The 25620-nt window shown below is 64.1% G+C and carries 29 protein-coding genes, 1 tRNA gene and 1 pseudogene; 7 read left to right on the top strand and 24 right to left on the bottom strand.

Features of this window, described 5'->3' with window-relative positions:
* Positions 1 to 98: 98 nt before the first annotated feature.
* Positions 99 to 662: pseudogene (locus tag ACOGXA_RS15025) on the bottom strand (type I restriction-modification system subunit M N-terminal domain-containing protein); the annotation flags it as partial.
* A 228-nt stretch (positions 663 to 890) separates the two neighbouring features.
* Between ACOGXA_RS15025 and ACOGXA_RS15030 the strand changes: the two are divergent.
* Both ACOGXA_RS15030 and ACOGXA_RS15035 read left to right on the top strand, forming a co-directional pair.
* Positions 891 to 1661, top strand: a complete 771-nt coding sequence (locus ACOGXA_RS15030) for a TIGR04255 family protein (RefSeq protein ID WP_419924661.1) — start codon at positions 891 to 893, stop codon at positions 1659 to 1661.
* Positions 1658 to 2230, top strand: coding sequence for a hypothetical protein (locus ACOGXA_RS15035; protein WP_419924662.1), 573 nt, complete (start codon positions 1658 to 1660; stop codon positions 2228 to 2230). Before ACOGXA_RS15030 ends, ACOGXA_RS15035 begins: the two co-directional genes overlap by 4 nt.
* A gap of 422 nt (positions 2231 to 2652) precedes the next feature.
* Here ACOGXA_RS15035 and ACOGXA_RS15040 read toward each other — a convergent pair.
* Together ACOGXA_RS15040 and ACOGXA_RS15045 are read right to left on the bottom strand one after the other, a co-directional pair.
* Positions 2653 to 2734: transfer RNA gene (locus ACOGXA_RS15040), tRNA-Tyr, on the bottom strand.
* Positions 2735 to 2781: 47 nt separating this feature from the next.
* On the bottom strand, positions 2782 to 2970 hold the full coding sequence (locus ACOGXA_RS15045; protein ID WP_419924663.1) for a hypothetical protein: 189 nt from the start codon (positions 2968 to 2970) through the stop codon (positions 2782 to 2784).
* Positions 2971 to 3087: 117 nt separating this feature from the next.
* On the opposite strand from ACOGXA_RS15045, the gene ACOGXA_RS15050 reads away from it, so the two are divergent.
* Positions 3088 to 3576 carry a YajQ family cyclic di-GMP-binding protein gene (locus ACOGXA_RS15050; protein ID WP_419924664.1) on the top strand — a complete coding sequence of 163 codons (489 nt, stop codon included), beginning with the start codon at positions 3088 to 3090 and terminating at the stop codon, positions 3574 to 3576.
* Positions 3577 to 3583: 7 nt separating this feature from the next.
* On the opposite strand, the gene ACOGXA_RS15055 is transcribed toward ACOGXA_RS15050, so the two are convergent.
* The 4 genes from ACOGXA_RS15055 to acs form a co-directional block, all read right to left on the bottom strand.
* A complete protein-coding gene (locus ACOGXA_RS15055) occupies positions 3584 to 4849 on the bottom strand; it encodes an ATP-binding protein (RefSeq protein WP_419924665.1) in 1266 nt (421 codons plus the stop codon).
* Positions 4850 to 4935: 86 nt separating this feature from the next.
* Positions 4936 to 5796 carry a zinc metalloprotease HtpX gene (locus ACOGXA_RS15060; protein ID WP_419924666.1) on the bottom strand — a complete coding sequence of 287 codons (861 nt, stop codon included), beginning with the start codon at positions 5794 to 5796 and terminating at the stop codon, positions 4936 to 4938.
* Positions 5797 to 5867: 71 nt separating this feature from the next.
* Positions 5868 to 6359, bottom strand: a complete 492-nt coding sequence (locus tag ACOGXA_RS15065) for a hypothetical protein (protein ID WP_419924667.1) — start codon at positions 6357 to 6359, stop codon at positions 5868 to 5870.
* Positions 6356 to 8314 carry an acetate--CoA ligase gene (gene acs / locus ACOGXA_RS15070; RefSeq protein ID WP_419924668.1) on the bottom strand — a complete coding sequence of 653 codons (1959 nt, stop codon included), beginning with the start codon at positions 8312 to 8314 and terminating at the stop codon, positions 6356 to 6358. The genes ACOGXA_RS15065 and acs overlap by 4 nt, the downstream gene beginning before the upstream one ends.
* Positions 8315 to 8430: 116 nt before the next feature.
* Here acs and ACOGXA_RS15075 point away from each other — a divergent pair, with 116 nt between their 5' ends.
* Positions 8431 to 8844 carry a DUF6941 family protein gene (locus tag ACOGXA_RS15075; protein ID WP_419924669.1) on the top strand — a complete coding sequence of 138 codons (414 nt, stop codon included), beginning with the start codon at positions 8431 to 8433 and terminating at the stop codon, positions 8842 to 8844.
* Between the two features lie 6 nt (positions 8845 to 8850).
* Here the strand turns inward: ACOGXA_RS15075 and ACOGXA_RS15080 are convergent, their stop codons facing one another.
* Positions 8851 to 9765, bottom strand: a complete 915-nt coding sequence (locus ACOGXA_RS15080; RefSeq protein ID WP_419924670.1) for an SAM-dependent methyltransferase — start codon at positions 9763 to 9765, stop codon at positions 8851 to 8853.
* A gap of 142 nt (positions 9766 to 9907) precedes the next feature.
* On the opposite strand from ACOGXA_RS15080, the gene ACOGXA_RS15085 reads away from it, so the two are divergent.
* Positions 9908 to 10654, top strand: a complete 747-nt coding sequence (locus ACOGXA_RS15085) for an acetoacetate decarboxylase family protein (RefSeq protein WP_419924671.1) — start codon at positions 9908 to 9910, stop codon at positions 10652 to 10654.
* A 6-nt stretch (positions 10655 to 10660) separates the two neighbouring features.
* Here the strand turns inward: ACOGXA_RS15085 and ACOGXA_RS15090 are convergent, their stop codons facing one another.
* The 4 genes from ACOGXA_RS15090 to ACOGXA_RS15105 are packed head-to-tail and all read right to left on the bottom strand — an operon-like array spanning position 10661 to position 13197.
* Positions 10661 to 11605 carry an SDR family NAD(P)-dependent oxidoreductase gene (locus ACOGXA_RS15090; RefSeq protein WP_419924672.1) on the bottom strand — a complete coding sequence of 315 codons (945 nt, stop codon included), beginning with the start codon at positions 11603 to 11605 and terminating at the stop codon, positions 10661 to 10663.
* A gap of 56 nt (positions 11606 to 11661) precedes the next feature.
* Complete coding sequence (locus ACOGXA_RS15095; protein WP_419924673.1) at positions 11662 to 12579, bottom strand: Fpg/Nei family DNA glycosylase; 918 nt, start codon at positions 12577 to 12579, stop codon at positions 11662 to 11664.
* A 19-nt stretch (positions 12580 to 12598) separates the two neighbouring features.
* Positions 12599 to 12997, bottom strand: a complete 399-nt coding sequence (locus ACOGXA_RS15100; RefSeq protein ID WP_419924674.1) for a PIN domain nuclease — start codon at positions 12995 to 12997, stop codon at positions 12599 to 12601.
* Positions 12994 to 13197, bottom strand: coding sequence for a type II toxin-antitoxin system VapB family antitoxin (locus ACOGXA_RS15105; RefSeq protein ID WP_419924675.1), 204 nt, complete (start codon positions 13195 to 13197; stop codon positions 12994 to 12996). Before ACOGXA_RS15105 ends, ACOGXA_RS15100 begins: the two co-directional genes overlap by 4 nt.
* A gap of 194 nt (positions 13198 to 13391) precedes the next feature.
* Between ACOGXA_RS15105 and ACOGXA_RS15110 the strand changes: the two genes are divergently transcribed.
* Both ACOGXA_RS15110 and ACOGXA_RS15115 read left to right on the top strand, forming a co-directional pair.
* The gene (locus ACOGXA_RS15110) at positions 13392 to 13766 is read left to right on the top strand and encodes a type II toxin-antitoxin system RelE/ParE family toxin (RefSeq protein WP_419924676.1); all 375 of its coding nucleotides are present in this window, start codon (positions 13392 to 13394) and stop codon (positions 13764 to 13766) included.
* On the top strand, positions 13766 to 14086 hold the full coding sequence (locus ACOGXA_RS15115) for a helix-turn-helix domain-containing protein (protein ID WP_419924677.1): 321 nt from the start codon (positions 13766 to 13768) through the stop codon (positions 14084 to 14086). Before ACOGXA_RS15110 ends, ACOGXA_RS15115 begins: the two co-directional genes overlap by 1 nt.
* Positions 14087 to 14129: 43 nt before the next feature.
* On the opposite strand, the gene ACOGXA_RS15120 is transcribed toward ACOGXA_RS15115, so the two are convergent.
* The 12 genes from ACOGXA_RS15120 to ACOGXA_RS15175 form a co-directional block, all read right to left on the bottom strand.
* Positions 14130 to 15629, bottom strand: a complete 1500-nt coding sequence (locus ACOGXA_RS15120) for an NADH-quinone oxidoreductase subunit N (RefSeq protein WP_419924678.1) — start codon at positions 15627 to 15629, stop codon at positions 14130 to 14132.
* An 8-nt stretch (positions 15630 to 15637) separates the two neighbouring features.
* Positions 15638 to 17209: a complex I subunit 4 family protein gene (locus ACOGXA_RS15125; RefSeq protein WP_419924679.1), complete on the bottom strand. Its 1572-nt coding sequence runs from the start codon at positions 17207 to 17209 to the stop codon at positions 15638 to 15640.
* Positions 17210 to 17285: 76 nt separating this feature from the next.
* On the bottom strand, positions 17286 to 19493 hold the full coding sequence (locus ACOGXA_RS15130) for an NADH-quinone oxidoreductase subunit L (RefSeq protein ID WP_419924680.1): 2208 nt from the start codon (positions 19491 to 19493) through the stop codon (positions 17286 to 17288).
* A gap of 7 nt (positions 19494 to 19500) precedes the next feature.
* Positions 19501 to 19800: an NADH-quinone oxidoreductase subunit NuoK gene (gene nuoK, locus ACOGXA_RS15135; RefSeq protein WP_419924681.1), complete on the bottom strand. Its 300-nt coding sequence runs from the start codon at positions 19798 to 19800 to the stop codon at positions 19501 to 19503.
* Between the two features lie 46 nt (positions 19801 to 19846).
* Positions 19847 to 20362 carry an NADH-quinone oxidoreductase subunit J gene (locus ACOGXA_RS15140; RefSeq protein WP_419924682.1) on the bottom strand — a complete coding sequence of 172 codons (516 nt, stop codon included), beginning with the start codon at positions 20360 to 20362 and terminating at the stop codon, positions 19847 to 19849.
* Positions 20359 to 20892, bottom strand: a complete 534-nt coding sequence (locus ACOGXA_RS15145) for a NuoI/complex I 23 kDa subunit family protein (RefSeq protein WP_419924683.1) — start codon at positions 20890 to 20892, stop codon at positions 20359 to 20361. The genes ACOGXA_RS15140 and ACOGXA_RS15145 overlap by 4 nt, the downstream gene beginning before the upstream one ends.
* 9 nt (positions 20893 to 20901) lie before the next feature.
* On the bottom strand, positions 20902 to 21954 hold the full coding sequence (gene nuoH, locus ACOGXA_RS15150; RefSeq protein WP_419924684.1) for an NADH-quinone oxidoreductase subunit NuoH: 1053 nt from the start codon (positions 21952 to 21954) through the stop codon (positions 20902 to 20904).
* Positions 21955 to 21988: 34 nt separating this feature from the next.
* Complete coding sequence (locus tag ACOGXA_RS15155) at positions 21989 to 23071, bottom strand: NADH-quinone oxidoreductase subunit D (protein WP_419926995.1); 1083 nt, start codon at positions 23069 to 23071, stop codon at positions 21989 to 21991.
* A gap of 92 nt (positions 23072 to 23163) precedes the next feature.
* Positions 23164 to 23823, bottom strand: a complete 660-nt coding sequence (locus tag ACOGXA_RS15160; protein ID WP_419924685.1) for an NADH-quinone oxidoreductase subunit C — start codon at positions 23821 to 23823, stop codon at positions 23164 to 23166.
* Entirely contained in the window at positions 23801 to 24301 is a 501-nt protein-coding gene (locus ACOGXA_RS15165) for an NADH-quinone oxidoreductase subunit B (protein ID WP_419924686.1), read from the bottom strand. Before ACOGXA_RS15165 ends, ACOGXA_RS15160 begins: the two co-directional genes overlap by 23 nt.
* 68 nt (positions 24302 to 24369) lie before the next feature.
* Complete coding sequence (locus tag ACOGXA_RS15170; protein ID WP_419924687.1) at positions 24370 to 24735, bottom strand: NADH-quinone oxidoreductase subunit A; 366 nt, start codon at positions 24733 to 24735, stop codon at positions 24370 to 24372.
* Between the two features lie 44 nt (positions 24736 to 24779).
* Positions 24780 to 25619 carry a DegV family protein gene (locus ACOGXA_RS15175; protein ID WP_419924688.1) on the bottom strand — a complete coding sequence of 280 codons (840 nt, stop codon included), beginning with the start codon at positions 25617 to 25619 and terminating at the stop codon, positions 24780 to 24782.
* Between the last annotated feature and the right edge of the window lies 1 nt (position 25620).

The raw sequence follows: 25620 nt of genomic DNA on the forward strand, positions 1-25620 counted from the left end.
AACACCGAAACCACACGAAAACACACAAACCCCACCCGCCCAAAGAACAGAGCCCCCACGAAACCCGGGACTATTCAATTCTCATGAACAATCAGGGCTAGACGGATCACCTCGCGGGGCGTGAAGTGCTCTCCGGCCTCCTCGTTGGACTGCTCGGCCCCGATGCGGATGAGCTCCTCGAAGACGTAGCCCATCTGCATGTTGTCGACGCGCTCCACCGACAGATCAACCCCGGCGAATGCCTTGATCACTTCGTACAGCAGGTTCTTTTCGTCCATTCGGGCGATGTGGTCGGCAAACCCGAAGCGGTCAATGACCTCCCGGACGTTCTCGGAGAAGCCGCTGATATAGGCGTTAAGGTTCTGGGCCAGCAGATTCGGGTCGTCCAGGAGCCTGTCGAAATCCAGCCTTGACGTGTTGTAGAACGGCAGGCCCGAGGCCGCCTCCAAGAGTGGCTCCCGGATGGTATCGGGCTGGCCAGCGTGCTGCTCGTGGGCGTCGAGCACCGCCTGTTTGGTGTCCGCGAGAACGCAATCGAACCGCCGCAGCACCGTCAGCGGCAGAATCACCTTCCGATACTCGTTCCGCTTGTACGGCCCTCGCAGCAGATTGCATATCTTCCAAATGAAGCTGGCTAGCTGCTGGTGCGTGCTGGCATTCACGCGGTCCTCCGTAACTTTCCGAAGGTTGACACTACGCCCACGAAGAACGCCGGACACCATTCGGCAGGGGCAAATGCCAGTACTCAGACCGCAGATCCGGCTGCTTGTCTTCCGGGCCGCATCTTGGCAGAGAGTGGTAGCATCTATTAGTAAATCCACCTTCCGTGAACGACTCTGTGCGAGCATTTCAGCGCATGTGCGCAGTTCGTGCAGCGAAAGGACACTGCCTTGGCGTTGTCTGAGCTGCCAGACTTTGAGCGGCCACCAGTTATCGAGGTAGCGCTCTCGGTTCAGTTCGAAGAGTCGTTGGACATCCAGGCTTCGGGTGAGGATGCGCTGGCTGCTGCGTGGCCTGGCTACGACCTCGAAATGCGTCCAGTGCTGACAACGATGGGTCTAGAACCGGGTGCGTTCGATCGACAAGACGATGAAGCGGCCGACCTTAGGCTGTGGCTGTCCAATCCCGGCGGGAGCCGCGTAGTTCAGATACAGCATGATCGGCTCGCCGTTCATTGGACTCAAGACGAATCGGAAGAGGCTTATCCTCGGTTTGCTTCGTTGCGGGAGTCCTTCGTAGACGCATGGCACAAACTCGACGGTGCTGTCGGCGATCAGCTGGTGCCAGGCATCTGCCAAGTTCTCTATGTGAACCACATCGGCGCGGAGAGCGGCTGGCAGGGGCCCGAGGACACTCCCGAGATTCTGGCTCCTTGGGGTGGCGTCATGAGCGACGATTTTCTTCCCGAACCCGGGGTCGCAGCCACCTACCTGCACTTCCACATACCTGATCCGGGAGAGTGGCTCGACATTCAGGCAGGCCCAGTCGGCGTCGACGACCAAAGCGTCCTCGCGGTCTATCTAGCAGCTAGGGGACTAGCGTCCTCGCCCGATCTGGAAGGCGCGCTCGAGTTTATGGACCTCGCACACGAGTGGATCGTTCGAGGGTTTGCTTCATTCACCACACCATCAGCACACAAGACTTGGGGGCGAAAACGATGAACAGCCGAGCAGCAGGTCTCCTCGTCGAAACGCACCCCGTTGACGACTGTGCGAGCGGGTTCTTTCCGTGGGGCCTAGAAACCATTTCTGGCCCTTTGAGAGTTGTGGCCCCTGCGGCGTTCAATTTGTGGTTTCCCTTCGCCATGACCAGGAGAAGCCGCGGAGATGCTTTGGTGAGGAGGCCGATCCCCCCGGAGTCCATCAGCGCCTTGTATGAAGAGATCGAAAAACTCAAGGAACTCGAAGACGGCTGGTACGACACCGACGGCGAGGCAGGGACGGCGCCGCATGATGAAGCGATCCAAGGAGTCTGGAAGCTGGCGTCAGCTATACGGTCTTACGGGCTGCCTCGCCCGCATGTGTTCCCGCGCGTCGATGGCGGCGTATCCATGGAATGGACGCTGGGTGAGATCGAAGCCTCCATCGAATTCGGCGACTCATTCGGATACGCAACAGTTGCCTCTTGGGACGCGACAACTGACGAACACCGGTATGAGGAAAACGTCCTAGTTGATAGGAAGTACATGAGGGATTGGTTGGATGGTCTCACAGGCACACAAGTGCGGTGAGCTGGCCCCCACTGGCGGCTGGAGAAGCCGAAATCACCGATCTCGCTGAACAACTCAGGCGTCAGATACACCCAAATTGGGCACGCGACGACGGAACGATCACATCTGAGGCATTCAAGCCCCGAAACAAGATGGCGTCCACGACGAGGGATGCCCTTTTGTCGCCAGGGGAGGCTCATTCCCGCTATTCGAACCCGACAATCGGCAGCTGCTTCGTTACAGTTTCCGAGATTGAAGGCTGCGGGCTTCGCGCTGTTGACGATTCTGCTGTCGCTGGTGTGCCGTACGGCCACGCCTATATCGACCTACGAATCTGTGGCAGACGCGAAATGGACAGGAAAGCCAAGCAGCTCAAAAAGTTCGCCATGGACAATGGCATATGGCATCCGTAGCGAGGCTCCCTGAATGAAGCCGTCATGTTGTGGGCCGGGGAGGATTTGAACCTCCGAAGGCTATGCCGACGGGTTTACAGCCCGTTCCCTTTGGCCACTCGGGCACCGACCCAACGGAGGACAACCCTACCGGGCGGCGAGGGCGTTGCCCTACTCATTTCAGGCGCGACCGAGGCCCGAGACTACGAACCATGTCCGGCGGAGTTTTTCGGACTCGAATCTCCCGAGGATGTACTGGCGGCGGAGTTCTTCTAGCTCGACCCCGGCCTCTTGCAGGGTCTTCTCGATGAGCACGTCTAGCTCCTCTTCGGTGATGTGATGTACCTCGGATTCAGGAATGGCAGTCATGGCCTTCTCTCCTTGGTGACGCTGCTCGAAAACGGCCTTGGAACAGACGTCATTATCTCAGATCGTCTTCTGTTGACGGCACGAATAGCGTTGGTGGCGGTGCGGTAGGTTCGGGTGATGCCGACGTTTGATGTTTCTTCTGAGCTGGACATGCAGGAGGTCCGCAATGCGGTGGACCAGGCGGCTCGGGAGATCCACAGCCGATACGACTTCAAGAACACGGGCAGCGAGGTGGAGTTGGGCGACGGTGTGATTTCGCTGCGGTCGTCCAGCGAGGACCGGCTGGCGGCGGCCCGCCAGGTGCTGGAGGAGAAGCTGGTGCGGCGCAAGGTTTCGCTGAAGGGGGTGACCTACGGGGCGGTGGAGGATGCCGCGGGCGGCACTGTTCGCCAGGAGGCGGCGCTGGCTGCGGGGATCTCGGCGGACAAGGCCCGGGAGCTGAACAAGTTCATAAAGAACCTGGGCATGAAAGGTGTGTCGTCGCAGACCCAGGGTGGCCAGCTCCGGGTGAGCGGCAAGAAGCGAGACATGCTCCAAGAGGTGATCGCCGCCCTCAAAGAAGCCGACTTCGCCATCCCCCTCCAGTTCGGGAACTTCCGAGACTGATCGGCGCTCACCGGGTGGGCAGATAGTGGAAACCTCTTCCCCGCCCTACGTCTGAGCTCGGCACGAGCCAGCCCTGTCGAGCCATTTCCTTCAACCGGTTTGTGGCGGTGGCGGCCGATACCCCGGCCAACTCGCGATACTCGCCAGAGGAGATCCGCCCGCGCTCGCGGGCCCAAGCCAGCGCCCACTCACCGGACTCGGTACCGGGTTGCAGGCCGAGGGCTGCTTTTGCCTGCGGGCTGAGCTGCCAGGCAGCAGGAGTGTCATGGGGCACGGCGATGGGTGACAGCAAGGGTGCCCCCGGCGTGGCCAGCCTGTATTCGGCCACCCGTCGCAGCGCTGCTTCGGCGTCGCCCCGGGAGCGTTGCAGCAGCGGAGCACAAGATTCACTGGTGAGGAACGGCGATTGTGGCTGCGCCCCCCGCCAGACGAGCAGCGCGGCGTCCACATCGTCACGGCCACCCGGTGGCTCCAAGTCGGCAAACAACCTGTACCAGTTTTCGTTCACCGTTTGCCCGTAGAGGTCTATGCGGACGGCCGGGTCGGGCAGGGTTGTGATGGCAGGGGGCCGACTGCCGATGCGGATCATCTCCGCGAACATCATGTCCACTCCAACTCCCTCCTGCTCCACGAGGCCGATCAGCCGCAGCGCATTCATGAGTGTCCGATAGCGGGGCACGGAGTGGTGGGTAATGATATTGCTCTCGGTGATGCCGCCGATGAGTCCGCCGGGCGAGGTGACGCGGAAGTGATTGCCGATATGCTCCACCACCGTGGGGTCCGGCAAGCTCCACTCCCGGTGGCAGACCGCATTCAACAGCGCCTCCCGCAGCGACCGCCGCGGGATGGCCCACACCTTGTGGACCTGAAGCCCGATGGTTATCTCTGTCACGAAATTGTGATCGTTGGCCCGTACCTCAACTGCCAGAACCTCTTCCAGCAGCGAGCGGCCACCCTCCAAGATCCGCAAGATGGAAGGCCCGCCGGGAACGTGCCGGTACGAGTAGTCGATGGCCGGCTCCCGACGCACCGCTAGCAGCATCTCGCCTGCCTTGTTCAGATGTTCGCCGTCCTCTGCGACGAGCCCGAGTCTGCCCAGCAGGTCGCGCTTGGGCAGTTCCGCTTTGGGGGAATCATCGTCTGACAGCCGGCCTCGAAGCGTCTCCATGGCAGACGGTGCGATCGAGTTGACAGGCGTCTGCGACGGCATGTTCGAAGGGTCAGCCGCAAGGTTGGCGAACAGCGCTCCCATGAGTTCGGTCCTTGTGGCCACCTCCGTTAGGGTTTTCTCTTGAAAAAACCCTAACCCAACGCCGTCGCTCTGGTTTCTTAGGGTTTTCCGGGGGGCAGGGCGGCGGCTTAGTACGCCTGGGGGACCCACTCGCCGGCGCGGAGGCGGCGGATGCGCTCTTCGGCGGGGGGGTGGGTGCTGAACAGGCTGCGGAAGTTGGCCCGGCCGGTGAGGGGGTTGACGATGTAGTGCGACGCCTGCTCCACCGGCACGTTGACCGGGATGCGCTGGGAGGCGGAGTTCAGCTTCTCCAAGGCCCGGGCCAAGGGCTCGCCGTCGCCGATGAGCCGAGCGGCTGAGGCGTCGGCCTGGTACTCCCGGGTGCGGCTGATGGCCATTTGGATCAGGCTGGCGGCAATGGGGGCCAAGACGGCGGCGATCAATACGCCGATGAGGTCGCCCGCTCCCCGGTCGCGGCCTCGGCCGCCGAAGAAGATCATGCCCCAGATTGCGATGCGAGATGCGAAGGTGATGGCCATGGCGATAGCGGCGGCCACCGATCCGATGAGGATGTCGCGATTGCGGATGTGGGCTAGTTCGTGGGCCAGCACGCCACGGATCTCATCCCAGCTCAGGTGGTTGATGAGCCCTTCGGTAACAGCCACCGCAGCATGTTTGGGGTTGCGGCCGGTGGCGAAGGCGTTGGGCTGGGGATTGGGGCTCACATATAGCTTGGGCATTGGCATCTGAGCCTTGGCGGTGAGCTCCTCCATGATGGCGTGATACTGGGGGAGCTGCTCTGGGGTGACCGGCACGGCCCGGGCCGAGGCGATGGCCAGCTTGTCGCTGAACCAGTACGAACCGCCCACCACGACCACCGCGAAGACGATGCCGATGGCCAGTCCGCCGCTGCCGCCCAACAGCCCGCCGACGGCCACGAACAGCGCCGCCATCAGCACCAGCAGGAGGATTGTCTTGATCGTGTTCATGCCCAGGATCACTCCAAATTGAAGATCAGATTCTGGAGGTCAGGCTATCGGCCGACGGCAATTTTCGCTCGTCAGCGGTCGTAGTAGCCGGAGTAGACGTACACGCAGGGGACGTCGGCCTCGGTGTACATCTCCACGTTGCGGGGGTCGTCTTCGAGTGCGCACAGCAATTCGAAACCGTGCTGACGGAGATTGTCGACTTCGGTGGCCTTGTAAGCGCGCGACCGGTCGCCGCTGTGGGGGGGTCGCAAGATAAGGAGATCCCAGCGGACACGGTGGGCTTGTAGCCAAGTCACCGTGTCGTCGAGCAGCGGCCAGGGGCGGGCGGTGAGCAGAATGACCGTGATCTCGGGGGCCAGCGAGTTGACCAAGGCCACCGCTGCTTCCAGAGGAGGGTCGTCAGGGCAGCCGGCGAAGAACTCATCCCATCGGCGGGCTTGGGCCAAATGCTGGCGGCCGCTGCCGTCGGAGATCACTCCGTCGACATCGACGATCACCGCGGGGCCGCCGTCGATGGGCGCGCCCCGCCAGGTCCAGTGGGCGGGTCCGGCTCGTTCGGTCAATCTTCTTGGGGGGATTCGGCGGCTCGGGTGCGGATCTCGTCCACCACCGACTGGTCGGCCAGTGTGGTGGTGTCGCCCAGGCTGCGGCCCTCGGCCACATCCCGCAGCAGGCGGCGCATGATCTTGCCCGAGCGGGTCTTGGGCAGGTCGGGAACCAGCACCACTGTCTTGGGTCGGGCAATTGGACCGAGCTTGGTGGCCACGTGCTGGCGGACCTCCTCACCCAACTCGTCGGTGGCGTCGTGGCTGCCCCGCAAGATCACGTAGCCGATGATGGCCTGGCCGGTGGTGTCGTCAGCCGCGCCCACCACCGCGGCCTCAGCCACCGCGGCGTGGTCCACCAGGGCCGATTCCACCTCGGTGGTGGAGATGCGGTGGCCGGAGATGTTCATCACGTCGTCCACCCGGCCCAGCAGCCACAGGTAGCCGTCATCGTCCACTTTGGCCCCGTCGCCCGCGAAATAGCGGCCCTCGAACCGGCTCCAATACGTCTCCCGGTAGCGCTCGGGGTCGCCCCAGATGCCCCGCAGCATCGACGGCCACGGGCGGGTGATGGTGAGGTAGCCACCGCCCCGCTCCACCGGCCGGCCGTCGTCGTCCACCAACTCGGCGAACACTCCGGGGATGGGGTGGGTGGCCGACCCCGGCTTGGTGGTGGTGACGCCGGGCAGCGGGGAGATCATGTGGCCGCCGGTCTCGGTCTGCCACCAGGTGTCCACTATGGGACAGCTCCCCCCGCCGATGTTGGTGTGGTACCACATCCACGCCTCGGGGTTGATGGGCTCGCCCACCGTGCCCAGCACCCGCAAGCTGGACAGGTCGTGTTTGGCCGGCTCCTGGGCGCCCCACTTCATGAAGGTGCGGATGGCGGTGGGGGCGGTGTAGAGCTGGGTGACGCCGTAGCGCTCCACGATGTCCCACAGCCGATCTCGGCCCGGGGTGTCGGGGGTGCCCTCGTAGATGACCGAGGTGGCGCCGTTGGCCAGCGGGCCGTACACGATGTAGCTGTGGCCGGTGACCCAGCCGATGTCGGCCGCGCACCAGTACACGTCGGTATCGGGCTTCAGGTCGAACACGTACTTGTGGGTGAACGCCACTTGCGTGAGATAGCCGCCGGTGGTGTGCATGATGCCCTTGGGCTTGGCGGTGGTGCCCGACGTGTACAGCAGATAGAGGAGCGCCTCGGAGTCCATGGGCTCGGGCGGGCAGTCGGCTGAGGTGCCGGCCATGAGGTCGTGCCACCACAGGTCGCGGCCCTCGGCCATGCCGACGTCAGTGTCGCAGCGGTTGACCACCACCACGTGCTCCACCGAGGCTGCTCCCTGGCTGAGGGCGGTGTCCACATTGGGCTTCAGCAGCGACGGGGTGCCGCGGCGGTAGCCGGCGTCGGCGGTGATGATGAGGCGGGCCTCGGCATCCTCGCAGCGGTCGACGATGGCGTCGGGGGAGAAGCCGCCGAATATCACCGAGTGGGCCACTCCGATGCGGGTGCAGGCCAGCATGGCCACCGGCAGCTCGGGGATCATCGGCATGTAGATGGCCACCCGGTCGCCTGCCCCCAGTCCCAGGCCTTTGAGAACGTTGGCGAACTTGGACACCTTGGTCAGCAGGTCGGCATAGGTAATGGTGAGGGTGTCGCCCGGCTCCCCCTCCCAGTGGAAGGCGATCTTGTGGCCCTTGCCCGCTTCGACGTGGCGGTCGAGGCAGTTGTACGACACGTTGAGGGCGCCGCCGACGAACCACCGGGAAAAGGGCAGGTCCCACTCCAACACGGTGTGGAAATCGGTGTCCCAGCTCAGCAGCTCGCGGGCCTGGCGAGCCCAGAACGACTCGTAATCGGCATCGGCCTCGTCGTAGAGCGAGCGGTCGTTGGCTAGGGCGGCGGTGGCGAAGTCGGCGGCTGGGGCGAAGGTGCGGTCTTCGACGTAATAGTCCTCAATGGTGGCGTCGGACATTGCTCAATCCTTTCCGATGCTCTAATGGAACGGCGCGGCGAGCCTACATTCTGTAGTCCTATAGAGGTTATGGTCAGGTAGTGGAGCTACTTCAGGTCGGGAGCTGATCGGCGGTTATGGACATTCGGGTAGCGACGCTGTGTGATTTCGCCCAGGTGCGGGAGGGGCTGCTGTTTGTGAGCTCGGCGGGCATCACTCGGGTGTATCGGGAGGCGTTCCCCGCGCCGGTCGGGGTCATGTTGGCGCTGGTGCTGGAGATGTCCCCGGTGGAGGCGATGGAGCCCCACAAGATCAGAGTGCGAGTGGAGGACGCCGACGGACAGAAGCTGGCCGAGATGACGGGCGAAGTTCAAGTCAAGCTGGGATCGGGCCATGACCCCGGCGAGCTGGTCAATGTGCCGTTCGTGGCTGATTTCCGGGCGATGAAGCTGCCCACGCCGGGTCGGTATCAGGTGGCCATTCAGCCCGACACCGATGGGGCCAACCCGGTTGCCCTGGGTTTTCGGGCCGCGGTTCGCAACGACTCCTGATCGGCCTCATAGCGGGGCGGACACGTCCCATTCGGCCACGGTGAAGCCGCCCAGACCGGCGGGATCGAGCAGGGCTTCGGCTTCGATGGCCCGGCTGCGTCCGGCCAGTGCGACGAGATCGCCGTGGGCGGCACCGGCTCGCCAGGCGGCGTTGCCCGCGGCCACGAGTTCGTCGAGGCTGTGGGCTCGCAACCAGGCCGCCTGACCGGCGACCCGGGTGGGGTGGCAAACCGCGGCGAGCTGATCGAGGGCCACCTCGCAGGTGATGTCCTGGGTTCCGGGGGCCGACCACGGATCATCGCCCCGCTCGTGGCCCCGATAGGTCCGCAGCCACTCGGGCCAGGGTCGGGCGGCCATCTCCTCGGTGGTGCTCATGTAGTCGATTACCACCACGGTTCCCTGGCTCATGATCGAAAGGGCGTGGGACAGCCATTTGCAGGCCTGGTCTTGGCGGGGGGTCAGTGGGGTCTCGGGTTTGGGTCGGCGGTCGCCAACCTCATGGCCGCCGGCGTCGAAAAGGCGGAGCGGCAGGTTGTCGAGCAGTTCGTTGGCCAGGATCACCCCCTTGATCGGCCCGTGGGGCATGTCGGCCCGGGATTCTCCAACGGTGTGGGCGGCGCGCCCGGCGGAGCTTCGTTCCACGTTGATCCAACGCAGAGCAGATGTGCATTGAGGATCGGCCTTGGCCACTGTGCGGGCCAGAGTTCCCGGCCCGGCCCCCGCGTCTACCACGGTGAGCGGGTCTGGTCTGCCCATCTCGGCCCAGCGTTGGTCCAGCATCCGGCCCACCACCGCGCCGAAAAGCGGCCCGACTTCGGGGCTGGTGATGAAGTGTCCGCCGCGCCGACCGGCCTGGCCCGACATAAAGAACCCGTGCTCGGAGTCGTACAGCGCTCGCTCCATGAACTCGGCGAACCCCATGAGTCCAGTATGGCGACACCGTCGCTCGGACACCTCACTGGTGCACAGCTTTTGCACGGCAAATACACTGTCGGGAAATGAACGGGCGAAACCTCGAGGTTTCGCAGTATTCAGCACTGGAGGAACTGTGACTGAAACACCGATGAACCGACCTGGTGAAGTAGCCGGCTGGCCCAAGCTGACCGTTGAGTACCGGACCGACCCGGCTGGCATCGAGCAGATTCTCCCGCCGGGGCTCACACCGGGGGAGCCGATTGTCACAGTAGGGGTGTACTGCGTGCCGGTGCTGGGCGAACCGGAGTACGGCGTGAGCGTGAAGGTTCCGGCCAGTTGGCAGGGCACCAGCGGTCAGTACAGCCTGGGCTTGGGCATCGATCAGGAAGCCGCCATCTTCATCAGCGGCGAGACCAATGGACAACCCAAGTACCCGTGTGACATCCGCTTCTATCGCCTCGGCAACCGAGTGGAGGCCCGGACCATCCACCAGGGTTACACCTTCATCGAATTCGAGGGTGATGTGACCGGCACTCCGGCGCCGGCCGACGGTGACTTTACCGAGCACGAGTGGTGGACCAAGTACTCCCGGGCCATCGGCGGGGCAGAGAAGGAATACGACTTCGCGCCCCACGTTGTAGACGTGGCCACCACGTTTGAGCAGGTCCACATTGAGGACATCGACGGAGAGCTGCGGTTGTTGGACAGCCCTTGGGATCCGGTAGCCCGGTACTTCCCGATCGTCGAGCAGCTCTCGGCCCGGTTGGTGACCAACAAGATGAAAGACCGACAGATCACCAACGCCGGACCGCTCGATCCCGATGCGTTCTGGCCCATGGCCGATGTCATCGGCGGCTCCCGCTGGCCCGGCACCCGGGGCGGCCCCCGCAAGTAGGGGGTTCTAGGCCGTCAATCCGACGAGGCGTTCGCTCAGCTCCCACAGCGCGGCCTCGGTGGCCGGGTTGTAGATGTGGGGGGCGTAGCCGATTTCGCCTGTTCCGGGCTCGGCCACGTTGCAGTCGGCTAGGTATTTGCCGTTGTTCTCGGCCAGTTCGGGAGCGGTAGCGGCCCATACCTGGGTGGCAGCGCCAGACTCCAGGGTCTTGTATTGGAGGCCTTGGCCTGAGGACGAACTGGCTTTGGCTCGTTCCCTCATGCCGTCGATCATTTCCTTGGTCATGTGACGGCCCAGCTTGGTGGGGATCGCGCCGGGATGGACCGACAGCGACAGCATTTCATCGCCGAAGCGTCGGGCCAGCTCGGCGGCGAAGTGGACGTTGGCAGTCTTAGACCGGCCATAGGCCACCCAGGGGTCGTAGGGGGTGTGCTCGAAGTTGGGGTCGTCGAGGTCGACGTCGGAGATGCGGTGTCCGCCCGAAGAGAGGGTGACCACGCGGGGTTGGTCGCCCTGTTGCAGCAGCGGCAACAACTGGACGGTGAGAGCGAAGTGTCCGAGATGGTTGGTGCCGAATTGCATCTCGAAGCCGTCGGCCGTGTGGTCGAATGGGCAGCACATCACCCCGGCGTTGTTCATCAGCACGTCGATGCGGTCGAACTGGTCGGCGGCCTCGGCTGCGAAGCGGGCCACGCTGCCGAGATCGGAGAGGTCGAGTTGGTGGGTCGACAGATCGGCATCGGGCACTGATGAGCGGATGCGCTCGGCAGCCTCCTGGTTCTTTTGGGGATCGCGGGCCAGCATGGCCACCTGGGCGCCGCGGGCCGCGAGCACCCGAGCCGACTCCTCGCCCAAACCGCTTGTCGTTCCCGTGATGACGAAAACCTGCCCCGACAGGTCGAGCCCGTCAACGACCTCTTCGGCGGTGGACTCTCGACTGAACGAACTCATGCTGTGGCCTCCTCATTGACATCGGGAAGATAGTTCGCTGAAGGAGAAGCTGCCGATCAGTCCTCGAGGTCTTCGATGCTGCGAGGCCAGTCGTCCTTGAGGAGGCGGGACAGGGATCGGTCGGCCAACACCCGGCCTTCGGTTTGGCACTGGGGGCAGTAGTTCACCTCGTTGTCGGCATAGACGATGCGCTGAACGGGAACCCCGCACACGGGACAAGGCTGGCCGAACTTGCCGTGGACGGCCATGTCGTCGTGAAAGGCGGTCACCTTGTCGGGAAAGCCGTCGCCCACAGCTTGGCGGTGGCGCTCAGTCCAGTCGTCCAGGGTGTCGCGGGTGGCCAGGTAGAGGCGGGCGATCTCACCGTCGGCAAGGTTGCCAGTGCGCTGGACCGGGGACAGCCCAGCGTGGAACAGGATCTCGTCGCTGTAGGCGTTGCCGATGCCACTGAACACAGTGGGGTCGCACAGGGCTCGCTCGAGGGTCCGGTTGTGGAATGTCAGGGCGTCGCGGAAACCGGCCTCGTTTACCTCCAGCGGTTCCGCTCCACCCCGGTCATGATCCTCAGCCAGGGCGTCGCCACCGTTCACTAGCCACAGCGATGCCCTCTTGCGCTTGCTGGCCTCGGTGAGCATCAGCGTGCCGTGGTCGAAGTCGAATGCGGCCAACCCAATCCTCCCCGGCGGCTTGGCGCCTGGCTGGTCGCGCCACCGCAGCCGCCCCGCCACCATGAGGTGGATAACCAGGAACAACTCGTCGGCACCGTCCATTTCCAGCACCAGCCGCTTGCCCAGCCGCCGGGTGCCGACCACGGTCCGCCCTTCAACTTCGCTGATCGGAGGGTCAAACGACTGGAGCAGGCTGATGCCGATCACTCGGATCTTGCGCAATTCCCGCCCCACCACGAACCGGTCCAGCGCTTCCAGATAGACCACCACATCAGGCAGCTCGGGCACGAAAGCGGTTCCTTCCACTAGCGATCACGCCAAGAGGCTATGACAGGGCCACGACTTCCAAGTCGGTGTGCTGGGCCATGACATCGAAGTCGGCGTCGGCATGAAGAACCGGAACCCCGGAGTGAATGGCCACCGCGGCGATCAAGCAGTCCAGCAGCTTGCGAATTGTCTCGCCCCTCCTGCGACAGGACCGGTAGACAGAGGCGGCGTAGTCGTAGTGTGAGGAATGGGTGGGCAGGGTCACCGCGCGGGCCAAGAGACGTCTGAGTTTCTGTTCGTGGATGTCATCCCGAGCGCCGGCTAGGAGTTCCAGTCTTACTGCATCGGTGATCGCCAGTTCGGCCTCGGTTGTGATCAACAACCTGAGTCGGATGTGTGAATCTCTCCCCGTATTGCGGAGGTACTCGACCCATACCGAGGTGTCGACGAGAATCACCAGACCTCGTAGGTCCTCATCTCGTCGAGGTCACCGTCCCAGCCGGTCCCCTGCATCTGGAGTGCCTCTTCTACCGTGAAAGGCTTGATGGCCAGCTGGTTCAGGGCAAAGTTGACGGCTTCCCGCTTGGTGCGCAGCTGGTATTGCCGCATGACTTCAGCGCAAGCCTCCTCGTCGATGTCGATGTTTGTCCGCGCCATTCACAAACCATACACCATCAATACACCAAGTTGTCCCTCGATTTTGGTGGACTCAGTAAGGCAAAGCGATGAGGGTACCGTCGGTGAAGTGGGTGATGACGGCGGGGTAGATGCCGAACAGGAGGGTGGCCGCCGCGGTGAGGGGACAGCGGTGGCTTGGCAAAGTACCAGTTGTGCTGATATTAGCTATACTGATGACTGTGTGGGAGGTCGAGGACACAGACCAATTTGGGGACTGGTACCACACGCTGGCCAAGGAGGAGCAGGATGCAGTGATTGCCCGGGTGGAGTTGTTGGAGTCTGCTGGTCCGGGGCTCGGCCGGCCTGTCGTCGACAACATTCATCGTTCGCGTCACCCCAATATGAAGGAACTGCGGGCGGAACGTGCAATCCGGGTTATTTTCGCCTTTGATCCGCTTCGAACGGCCATCTTGTTGATTGGCGGTGACAAGAGCCCCAACGATCCGGGCAGCCCGAATTGGAACCGCTGGTACGACCCCTACACACCAATTGCCGATGATCTCTATGACACCCATCTTGAAGAGTTACGGGAGGAAGGTTTGATCTGATGCCGAAGACCCACAAATTTAGTGAATTACGTGATGAGGCCCGGCGGGATCCTGAACGCAGTCGTCGTATCGATGACGCCAGGGACCGCGCATTGGCTGAGATTGCCTCCTGTCGTCTTGCCGAGCTTCGCAAGGCGCTCGGCGTCACGCAGTTGGAGTTGGCCGAGATGATCGGTAAGTCGCAGTCAGCGGTGTCCCAATTCGAGCATGGCGAGATCGGCCTGTCGCTGGAAACCCTAAGGTCGATCGTCCGCCAACTTGGCGGCGAGATTGAGATCGCCGCAGTATTCGACAACTACCGAATTCTGATTGACGCCTAGCTGGTTCGATAACGAAACGCACTTGCTGCCCGTCAGAAGGCAACTAGGGCAGGGCGATGAGGGTGCCGTCGGTGAAGTGGGTGATTACGGCGGGGTAGATGCCGAACAGGAGGGTGGCCGCGGCGGTGAGGCCGAGGGCGGCTACCAGGGAGGGGGGCACCCGCAGGGATGTGGTGTCGGCCTCTTCGGGGGTGTCCTCGAACCACATCATGCGGGCTACTTTGGCGTAGTAGAAGAGCGCGATCACTGAGTTGACCGCGGCGATGACGGCCAGGGAATAGCCCCAGCCGGTGTCGGCTTCCAACACGGCCCGGAACACGGCGAACTTGGCGAACCAGCCGCCCAGCGGGGGGATCCCGGCCAGGGAGAACAGGAAGACCGACATGAGCACGGTCATGCCGGGGGCGTACTTGAACAACCCGGCATAGGAGCGGATCTCCCCGGAGGCGGTGCGGCGGGCCACGGCGATGACCACCGCAAAGGCGCCCAGGTTCATGGCCGCGTAGATCAGCACGTAGGTGATCACCGCGGAGAGGGCCTCGTCGCCGATATCGCCGGCCACCGCCAGGGGGGCCAGCATGAAGCCGGCTTGCGACACCCCGGAGTAGGCCATGAGCCGAACGATGTTCTCCTGGCGCAAAGCGATCAGGTTGCCCGCGGTCATCGAGCCCACGGCCAGGATCCACAACAGCGGCTGATAGACGTCGTCTCGGCCGGGGAAACCGGCATGCACCAACTGCATGAGGGCCACGAACCCGGCGGCTTTGGAAGCCACGGCCAAAAAGGCGGTCACCGGGGTGGGCGCGCCCTCGTAGGTGTCGGGGGCCCAGGTGTGGAACGGGAAGCCCGACACCTTGAAGGCGAAGCCGATGATCACGAAGATGATGCCCAGCGTGATCACCGGATTGGTACTGCCGCTCGACACCGTCTCGGAGATGACCGACAGGCGGGTGTCGCCGGCCAGGCCGAACAGCAGCGACATGCCGTACAACATGATGGCCGAGGCGAACACTCCCATCAGGTAGTACTTGAGCCCGGCCTCGGTGCTCTTGAGATCGCCCTTTCGCCACGCGGCCATGAGGTAGGCAGGAATGGACAGCAGCTCCAGGGCCACGAAAATGGTGACCAGATCGCGGGCCGAGGCCATCAGCACCATGCCCAACACCGATGCCAAGAGAAGGCCGTAGTACTCGTTTTCCCAATAGTCGCCCTCGGCGATGTAGTTGGTGGACAACAGCACCACGATGTAGGCCACCACGATGAACATGGCCTTCAAAATGAGGGCGAAGTCGTCCACCACGAAGGCCCCGCCGAACATCTCCCGGGTGTCGCCAGCCGCGGCCAAGGTCACGATGGGTATCAGCGCCACCAGCAGGCCGATGCCGGCCAGCGCCGAGGTGTAGGGCCGTCCCCGCTCCAACAGCACGATGTCGAGCAGGGTGACCACCGCGCCCACCCCCAGCAGGGTGAGCTCGGGCGCGACCGCGTGCCAGTCGATGTCCGGCCGGACGAAGCCGGCGATCGAGGGCAGCGACGAGAGCATCGGAGGGCCTACCTACCAGCCGCCGCGTCGAAACACGACCCGCTGGTCACGGAGTCGAGGCATTCGCTGATCGAGTTGACCACTGCGGGATCGGTGGCCCCGAACAGCAGTTGGGGGTACACGCCCAGCACCACGATGAGGATGAGCAGCGGTGCCCAGGCCAGGTACTCGGAGAAGGTGGCGTCGTGTACATGGGGATCGTTGGCGAACTCTTCTCGGGGTTCGCCAAAGGCGGTCTTCTGGAGCATCCACAGCAGATAGCCGGCGGCCAGCACCGTGCCCAGCGCGGCGATCACCATGTACGACCGGAAGGTCTCCTCGGCCAGCACCTCGGCGGGGTTGTAGGAGGCCAAGATGGCGGGGAACTCGCCCCAGAACCCGGCCAGGCCGGGCAGACCCAGCGAGGCCATGGCGCAGAACCCCAGGATCCAGCCCATGCGGGGGGCTTGCACCAGAAGGCCCCCCAGCCGGGTCATGTCGAGGGTGTGGTAACGCTCCTTCACTGAACCGGCCAAGAAGAAGAGCATCCCGGTGATGAGGCCGTGGGCCACCATGCCGAACACCGCGGCGTTGATGCCGAAATCGGTGAGGGTGGCGATGCCCAGCATCACGAAGCCCATGTGGGCCACCGACGAGAACGCCACCAGCCGTTTCAGGTCGCGCTGGGCCAGACAGCCCAAGGCGCCGTAGATGATCCCGATCACCGCCAAGAGCCCGATGAACGGGGCCCACTCGGCGGCCGCCTCGGGCAGGATTGGGATGGCGATGCGCACGAACCCGTAGGTGCCCAGCTTCAACAGCACCGCGGCCAGGATCACCGAGCCCACGGTGGGGGCCTCGGTGTGGGCATCGGGCAGCCAGGTGTGGAACGGGAACATGGGCACCTTGACCCCGAACCCCAGGAACATGCCGCCGAACACCCAGACCTGCGACGACTTGGCGATCCCGGCGGCGGCTTCGGGTAGCAGCCGCATATCGAAGGTGCCGGCGTCGGCCAGGAAATACAGGGCCAAGAAGCTGACCAGCATCAGCGCCGAGCCGAACAGGGTGAACAGGAAGAACTTGATGGCGGCGTAACGCCGGTTCTCGCCGCCCCACACCCCGATCATGAAGTACATGGGCAAAAGCACAACCTCGAAGAACACGAAGAACAAGATCAGGTCTTGGGCGGCGAATGTGCCGATCATCCCGGTCTCCAGGATGAGGATCAGCATCAAGAAGGCCTTGGGATTGTGCGGCTCGGGGAAGTGGTTCCAGGAGTAGATCACGCACAGGGGCACGATCAGCATGGTCATCAACATCAGCGGCAGCGAGATGCCGTCGACGCCCATGATGTAGCGGGAGTCGATGACGTCGATCCACCCCTTGTCGACCACGAAGTTGAGGGCGCCGTAGTCGTCGTTGTCGATGAACTGGATCAACAGCAGCAAGCCGAAAACGGCCACCGCCACGGTGGTGGCTAGGGCGATCAGCTTGTGGAGCTGCTCTCGATCCTTGGGAATGAGCATCATGACGGCCGCGCCGAAGATCGGCAAGAACGTTGGGATGCTCAGCCCCCAGTCGTTGAGAAAGTCACTCATGCGTTCGTGCCCTCCCTTTGTGCCTGACCGAGGCGGTTGGGTTGGTCGACAATGACTCCATTGGTTCGTGTGCTCCCTAGATGACGATGATGAAGATGCCGGCCAGGATGGTGGCGGCGGCGAACATGATGGCGGCGTACTGCTGCACCTTTCCGGTTTGGATGCGCCGCAGTTCCTCTCCCGAGCTGTCGGAGATCTTCCCGGTGGCGTTGACGATGCCGTCCACCACCATCTGGTCCACCTTGTGGTAGACGATTTCGCCGGCCTGAACCGAGCGGGTTCCGGCCTCGTTGACCACTCGGTCGATGATGTTCTGGTTGGTCCAATAGGCGGCGCGGGCCAGCGGCCCCTTTACGAAGCCGACGATCACGGTGGTGTACAGCCAGTCGAGGTAGTACTTGTTCACCAGGATCCGATGGCCGACGCGGGCCAGCGATGACTTGGTGGTGAGCCCGTCGGGCAGCTCTGTGGCTGCCGGGCTCACCGCCCGCACCCGGACGAAGTAGTAGTAGTAGGCGGCCCCGATGCCGACTAGGGCCACGATGACCGACACGATGGCCAGCGTCCACGACGGGGTGGCGTGGCTGATGGCGGGGAAATAGCTAACCCCCACGGGCTCCACCCACTGGAGGAACTTCTCCTCCCAACTGGCCGGGACTAGCTGAAAGCCGGCCGGGAGGTTGATGAACCCAGCCACCACAGCTAGGCCCCCCAGGATCCACAGCGGCACGGTGATCCGGGGCCCGGACTCATGCGGGGCGCCATGGCCCCGAAACTCCCCGAAGAAGGTGAGGTACACCACCCGGGTCATGTAGGCCCCGGTGAGAGCGGCGGTGATCATGCCCATGGCCAGCATCACGGTGTAGGCCCCGTTGCCCCCGGTGCCTCCGAACAGACCCCATCCGCCGGTGCCGGCCAAGATCTCGTCCTTCGACCAGAACCCCGACAAAATGGGCAGTCCGGCCAGCGCCACCGTGGCGATCATGAACGTTCGGTAGGTGTGGGGCATGTGCTTGCGCAAGCCCCCCATGTCCTCCTTCATGTCGAAGGAGTGGACGGCATGGCTGACCGAGCCCGAGCCCAAGAACAGGCAGGCCTTGAAGAAGGCGTGGGTGAACAGGTGGAACAGGGCTGCGGTCCACGCCCCCACCCCCAGGGCCAGCACCATGTAGCCGAGTTGGGAGACGGTGGAATACGCCAGCACCCGCTTGATGTCGTTCTGGACGAAGGCCAGGGTGGCCCCAACCAGCGTGGTTACCCCGCCGATCAGGGCCAGCAGGTTGATGCTGGAGCCGCCGATGGAGTAGCCCTCGAAGAACACCCCGTAGAGCCGGGCCACCATGAATATGCCGGCCACAACCATGGTGGCGGCGTGGATGAGGGCCGATACCGGGGTGGGGCCGGCCATGGCGTCGGGCAGCCAGGTGTGGAGGAAGAACTGCCCAGACTTGGACATCACCGCGGCGGTCAGGCAAAGCGCAGCCGCCAGAGTGACGGTGTGGCTCATGGTGCCGGCTATGGCGGCCTCGTTCACTCCGATCACGTCGAAGGTGCCCGCGCCGAAGAACAGAATCGACACCCCGATGATGAGGCCCACGTCGCCCACCCGGTTGGTGAAGAAGGCCTTGAGAGCAGCGTCGGAGTTGTCCTTGTCCTCCCACCAGTGGCCGATGAGCACGAAGGAGCACACCCCGACCAACTCCCAGCCCACCAGCATCTGAATGGTGGTGGAGGCGGTGACGAAGAAGAGCATCGACGCGGTGAACAGGCTCAAGAAGGCGAAGAAGTGGGTGTAGCGGCGGTCGCCGGCCACGTAGTCGGTGGAGTAGACGTGTACCAGCAGCGACACCACGGTGACCACGAAGATCATCATCACGGCCAGCCCGTCGATCATGATGCCCGCACCGATGGCCTCGGCCCCATTGGTGAGCCAGGTGATCGACCGGGTGAGCGCCCCCACCCCGCCGGAAGCCTCGCCTTCGGCCGCGGCAACCAGCCCGTCTGCTCCTAGGGCGTGCTCGCCCTCGGCACCGCCGCCACCGCCGGCGCCTTCCACCTCGCTGATCCACTGGATGGCGGTGAGCAGGCCGAACACGAAAGAGGCCCCTACCGCGGCGATGCCGATCTCGGAGCCCCCCCGGGGGAACCGCTTGCCGAACAGCAGAATTAAAAGGAACGACACTGCCGGGAACAGCCATACCAGCCAGGCGTTCTCCAGGAACCAGCCCTCTGCGGCTACCGCCTGGCCGCTGGATTCCGCAGCGGCCATGATCGCACTCAGCACCGGCTCATCACCCCTTCATCAGATCGACCTGGTCCAAGTCGATGGATCGCCGGTTCCGGTACAGCAGCAGCACGATGGCCAGGCCGACGCCCACTTCGGCGGCGGCCACGGTGATCACGAACAGGGCGAAGATCTGCCCCGTGACCGTGCCGTGGAACGCCCCGAAGGCCACCAGGTTGATGTTCACCGCGTTCAAAATGAGCTCGATGGACATGAGCACCAGCACCCCGTTGCGGCGGGCCAGCACGCCGTAGACCCCGATGCAGAACAACACCGCGCCCAAAAGGAGCATCTCGTTGAGATACATCAGCGGTGTCCCTTTGCGGAAGTCCCGTGATTCGCAGAAAGGAGCATCAGCCGCCCTCCTCTCGTCGGGCGATCACGATGGCGCCGATGAGGGCGGCCAACAACAGCACCGACACCGCTTCGAAGGGCACGATGTACTGGGAGAAGAGCTCGTCGGACACCTGCGCGGTGGTCTGGGGGGTCAGGCCGCCGGGCAGGTTGGCATCGAGCTTCACATCTTCGAATCGGTCCACCAGCGCGCCGATCATCACGGCCGAAAGCAAAAGGGCGGTCAAAATCGCAGGGAACTTGCGCTTGTGATCGGGCTCGGTGTCCTGGTCGAAGTCGGACCGGGTGAGCATTATGCCGAACAAGAACAGCACGATCACCGCGCCGATGTAGATGAGCACCTGGGTTATGCCGGTGAACTCGGCGCCCACCAGCAGGAACAGGGCGGCCACCCCGGCCAGCACGATCACCAGATACAGGGCGGCGTGAACGATGTCGCGGGTGGTCACCACCCGCAGGGCGGAGGCCACCATCACCGCGGCGATGATCCCGAAGGCGACGTGCTCGGCGATCACCGGGGAACCTTCAACACCTTCTGCTCGGAACCGGGCTCATAGGGCTCGAAGTCGGGAACGGTGTCCATCCACTCGCTGAGGCGCTCCTTGTCGTGGAGGAGGTCGGCGATGCGGGGCTCGGAGTACTCGTACTCGGGGCTCCAGAACAGCGCCTCGAACGGGCACACCTCCACGCAGATGCCGCAGTACATGCACAGGCTGTAGTCGATGTCGAAGCGGTCGAGGGCGTTCTTCTGGCGGGGCTTGCCCCCCTCCCGGCGGGGAGGGGCCAGGTACTTGTGGCCCTCGATGTAGATGCACCAGTCGGGGCACTCCCGGGCGCACAGCATGCAGGCGGTGCAGTTCTCCTCGTGGAGCGCGATCACCCCCCGGGCCCGGTCGGCGGGCATCTCCTTTATGTGGGGGTACTGCACGGTGTGGGAGTGCTTGGATGGGGCGGGGACCACCGGGGGGCCGTCGCCGAACAGGGTTCGAAACATCGTTCGGGCGGTGACCTTCAGCCCCGTGATCAATCCTGGTACCAGTGCCATGGCAAACTCCTACAAAATGACCTTGAACACACCGGTGACAACGATGTTGACCAGTGACAACGGGATCAGGAACTTCCAGGCTAGGCGCTGGAGCTGATCCTCTCTCAGGCGCGGATAGGTGAAGCGGAACCAGAAGATCAGCGCGGCAACGGCCAGCACCTTCACCAGCATGATGACCGGCCCGGCGATGTTGAACGCCCAGTGCTCGAGGTCGCCCCACGGCAGCGCCCAGCCGCCCAAGAACAAGACCGCGGCCAGCGCGGCGAAGGCGAAGGCGGTGCCGAACTCGCCCATGAAGAAGAACAGGAACCGAAAGCCGGTGTACTCCACCTGGTAGCCGCCCACGATCTCGGATTCGGCCACCGGCATGTCGAACGGGGGCTGGGTGAGCTCGGCCTGCACGGCCACCAGGAAGATGAAGAAGCCCACGAACTGGGTGAGGATGAACGGGTTGCCGATGCCGTCCCAGCCGAAGATCTCCCCGGTGGCTTGGGCGGCGACGATCTTTTGCAGGTCGAGGGTGCCGGCTTGGATGACCACGCCCATGACCGCCAGCACCAGCGGGAGCTCGTAGGCGATGAGCTGGCCGGCCGCCCGCAGACCGCCCATGAGGGCGTACTTGTTGGCCGACGCCCACCCCGCCATCAAAATGCCCACCACCGACAGCGACGACACCGCCAGGGCGTAGAATATGCCCACGTCCAACTGGGCCACCACCGCGTCGGGGCCGGTGGGGATGACCACGTAGATCAAGAACGTGGAGATCAGCACCACCAGCGGCGCCAGGGCGAACACCGTTCGGTCGGCCTTCTCCGGGAAGATGTCCTCTTTCTGCAAGAACTTCACGCCGTCGGCCAAAAGCTGCAAGGTGCCGTAGGGGCCGGCCTCCATGGGGCCCAGGCGGCTCTGCATGAAGCTCATTACCTTCAGCAGGAACACATAGCCCAGCACCAGAGCGGCGGTGGGGATTACCAGGGCGATCACGCCCATCTTGATGATGGCCGTCGCCCAATAGGGCACCTCTACGGCCAGCAGGCCGGACAACACCGGTGCCGCGGTCATCGAAGCGCCTCGGTTTTGGGTCGTCGGCCTGCGGTCATCGGTCGATGTCTCCCAGGATGAAGTACAGGCTGGCCAAGATCGTGATGATGTCGGGCACGTAAACGCCCTTCAGCAGCCACGGGGTGATGGAGATGTTGGAGAAGCTGGCCGATCGGATCTTAACCCGGAATGGCACCAGATCGCCCTTGCTGACGATGTAGTAGCCCATCTCGCCCAGCGGGTTCTCGGTGGCGGCGTAGGCCTCTCCCGCCGGCACCTTGATGATGCGGGGCACCTTGGCCATGATCGGCCCGGCGGGAAGCCCGTCCAAGAGCTGGTCCACCATGTGGGTGGCCTCCCGGGTCTCCTGGAGCCGCACCCAGTAGCGGGCGAAGGAATCGCCGTCGGGGTGGGTCCACACCTTCCAGTCGAGCTGGTCGTAGACCAGGGCCTCATGGCCGTCGCGGCGCAGATCCCAGTCAACCCCGCTGGCCCGGATATTGGCCCCCGACAGCCCGTAGGAGAGGCCGATGGCCGGGGGCACGATGCCGATGCCCCGGGAGCGGGATTGGAAGATCTCGTTGCCCAGCACCAAATCCTCGAACTCGTCGCAGAAGTCCCGGATCTTCTCCATGGTCTTCTTGGTGTCGTCGATCCAGCCCTTGGGCAGGTCGTCTTTGACGCCGCCGATGCGGTCGAAGTTGGGATGGAAGCGTCCACCGGTGACGGCCTCGATCTGGTTGAGCACAAACTCGCGGTCGCGAAAGGCCATGAACACCGGGGTGATGGCCCCGAGCTGAACCGCCATGTCGCCCAAGAACAGGGTGATGTTGGCGATCCGGCTCAGCTCGAACAGCACCGTGCGGATCCATTGGGCTCGAGGCGGGGCTTCGACCTCCATGAGCTTCTCGGCGGCCAGGATGAACGGCACCTCGTTGGCGAAGCTCCCCAGCCAATCGATGCGGTTTATGAGCGTGGTTATCTGGGGGTAGGTCCGCACCTCGGCCAGCTTCTCGTAGCCCCGGTGCATGTAGCCCATGATGGGCTCGGCCTCCACCACCTGCTCGCCGTCGAGGCGGGCCACCAGCCGGAGCGTTCCGTGGGTGGCCGGGTGCTGGGGGCCGATGTTGAGGGTCATGCCCTCGGTCTCGATCTCCACGTTGAGGCGGGCATCTGCGGCTTGGGTGGCCACGTAGGCCAATTGCTGGCGCCGGTCGGTGCTCGCGGCGGTCATGAGCCGTCCTCGCCGGGGAACAACTCCACGTCCACGATGCCAGGCCACGGTTTCACCCGCCGGGCGAGCAGTGGGAAGTCCTTGCGGAGGGGGTTCCCCTCGAACTCTCCGGGCAGATAGATGTGGCGGAGGTCGGGGTGGCCGTTGAAGTGGATCCCGAACATCTCCCAGGCCTCCCGCTCATGCCAGTTGGCCCCGGCGTACACCGGGATCAAGGTGTCGATGCTGAGGTCGTCATTGGGCAGGTCGGCCTTGATGGTGACGCCCATGCGCTCGGCCAGGGAGTAGAGGCGGACCACCATCTGGAGCCGAGTCTGGCCCCCGGCGTGGCCCTGCTCTATGGGGTCGGCTGCCTTGGGCTGGGGGTTGTCCTCTTGGGCGTCCATGTCCCGCCCGTAGGGGGAGGGCAGCCAGTCGATGGCCGACAGCCAGTCGAAGAACCGGCAGCCGAGTTGGTCGCGGGCGGCGGCGGCTGCATCGGCCCATGAGTCCCGGCTGACCCGCACCCACAGGTCGCTGCCCGGAATGATGTGGTGTTCCACGTAGCCGTCGCCCAGCGCGTCGCCCAGCTGGGCAGCCCAGGCTTCCCGGCTCTGGTCGGACCGTTGTCCGGCATCGACAGCCGCTTCGGTCTCAGTCGACGACAATCGGGTCACCTCGCCACCGCAATGCCGGATCCTCGTTGCCGATGCGCTCTTGGAGCAGGACGATGCCCTCCAGCAAGGCCTCAGGACGAGGTGGACAGCCGGGCACGTACACATCCACCGGGATGATCTGGTCGACGCCCTTGGTCACCGAATAGGAGTCCCAGTAGGGGCCTCCGCAGTTGGCGCAGGAGCCCATGGAGATCACGTATTTGGGGTCGGGCATCTGCTCGTAGAGGCGGAGGATCGAAGGGACCATCTTGTCGGTGACCGTGCCCGAGATCACCACCAGGTCGGCTTGGCGGGGGCTGGCGGGAAACGGGATCACGCCGAGGCGCATGACGTCGTAGCGGGGGGAGCCGATCACCGCGCCCATCTCGATGGCGCAGCAGGCCAGGCCCCACTGGTACATCCAGATGGAGTACTTCCGCCCGAGATTGAGCAGCATGGTAAGGGGTTTTGGAGCCTTCCCACTGGCGACCAGTCCCATTGCCTAACTCCCGGGGCGCGTCGCTGCGTAGCCGGGCGTGGATTGGCCGCTCAATCGCAATGTGGGCTCTAGATCCACCGGAGAACGCCCTTCCGCCAGGCGTACACCAAGCCCAGGGCGAGTATGAAGATGAAGATGGCCATCTCGACCAGTCCGAATGTGCCGTAGGCCTCCAGCCGGGTGGCCCACGGGAAGATGAACACCGCCTCGACGTCGAACATCACAAAGAGAAGGGCGAACACGTAGTACCGGATGTTGCTCTGCGACCAGCCCAGCCCCACGGGATCGACGCCGCTCTCGTAGGTGAGGTACTTCTGGGGTTGCGGGCGGGTGGGCCGCAGCAGGCTTCCGAGCCCCAGCATACCGAACACCAACGCGCCGGCCAGCGCAACGAACAAGACGACAAGGAGGTAGTCGCGGAGGAACTCCGACACGGCCCGAAGGTTACCGATGGCGTTTTCTGCGGGCCAAGACGTACTTAGGGGGCGGGAATAAAGGCGGCGGCGATAACCCCAGGCCCGGCGTGGGTGCCTACCACCGGGCCGATGAGGGTCACCGTCATGGGGTTGTGGGCGGGGGCGTCGCCCAGGCTGGCCGCGAACGCGTCGATGTCGTCGGCCGCGCCGTGAGCCAGGGCCAATTCCTCCAACTCACCGGCGGCGGCCACCTGTTTGGCCAGCCAGGCGCGGGCTTTGCCCCGGGTTCGCTGCTTGCCGGCCTCTTCAACGACGCCGGTAGTGAGATCGAGGCAGGGCTTGATGGACAGGGCGCTGCCCAAAAGGGCCTGGGCGGTGCCGATGCGCCCGCCTTTCTTGAGATTGTCAAGGGTGTCCAGTGCGGCATAGATGATCACCCGGTCTTTGAGCTGAGCCAGATGGGCTTCAATCTCATCGGCACTCCGCCCGGCCTCGGCGGCGATGGCTGCCGCCTTCACCATGAGGCCCAGGCCCACTGAAACCTTGCCGGAGTCCACCACCCTCACGTCCACCTCGCCCTCTAGGGCCCGGGCCGCATTCTGGGCCGACTCCCCGGTGGCCGACAGTGCGAACGACAGGTTGATGCACACCACTGCGTCGGCGCCTCGGTCGGCGAGACTTCGGAACACAGCCTCAAAAGCACCCGGTGCGGGGGCGGCAGTTGAGGGCAGATCGCCGCGGGCCGCCATCATCTTGTAGAAGCCTTCAGCCGAAAGGCCTTGGCCGTCGGTGAACTCCTCGTCGCCGAAGCGGATGGTGAGGGGGACCACGGTGATCTTGAAACGCTCGATTTCAGCGGCGCTGAGATCGCAAGAACTGTCGGTCACGATGCGAACGGTCATG

Source organism: Candidatus Poriferisocius sp. (assembly GCF_965208475.1).
Lineage (GTDB): Bacteria > Actinomycetota > Acidimicrobiia > Acidimicrobiales > Bin134 > Poriferisocius.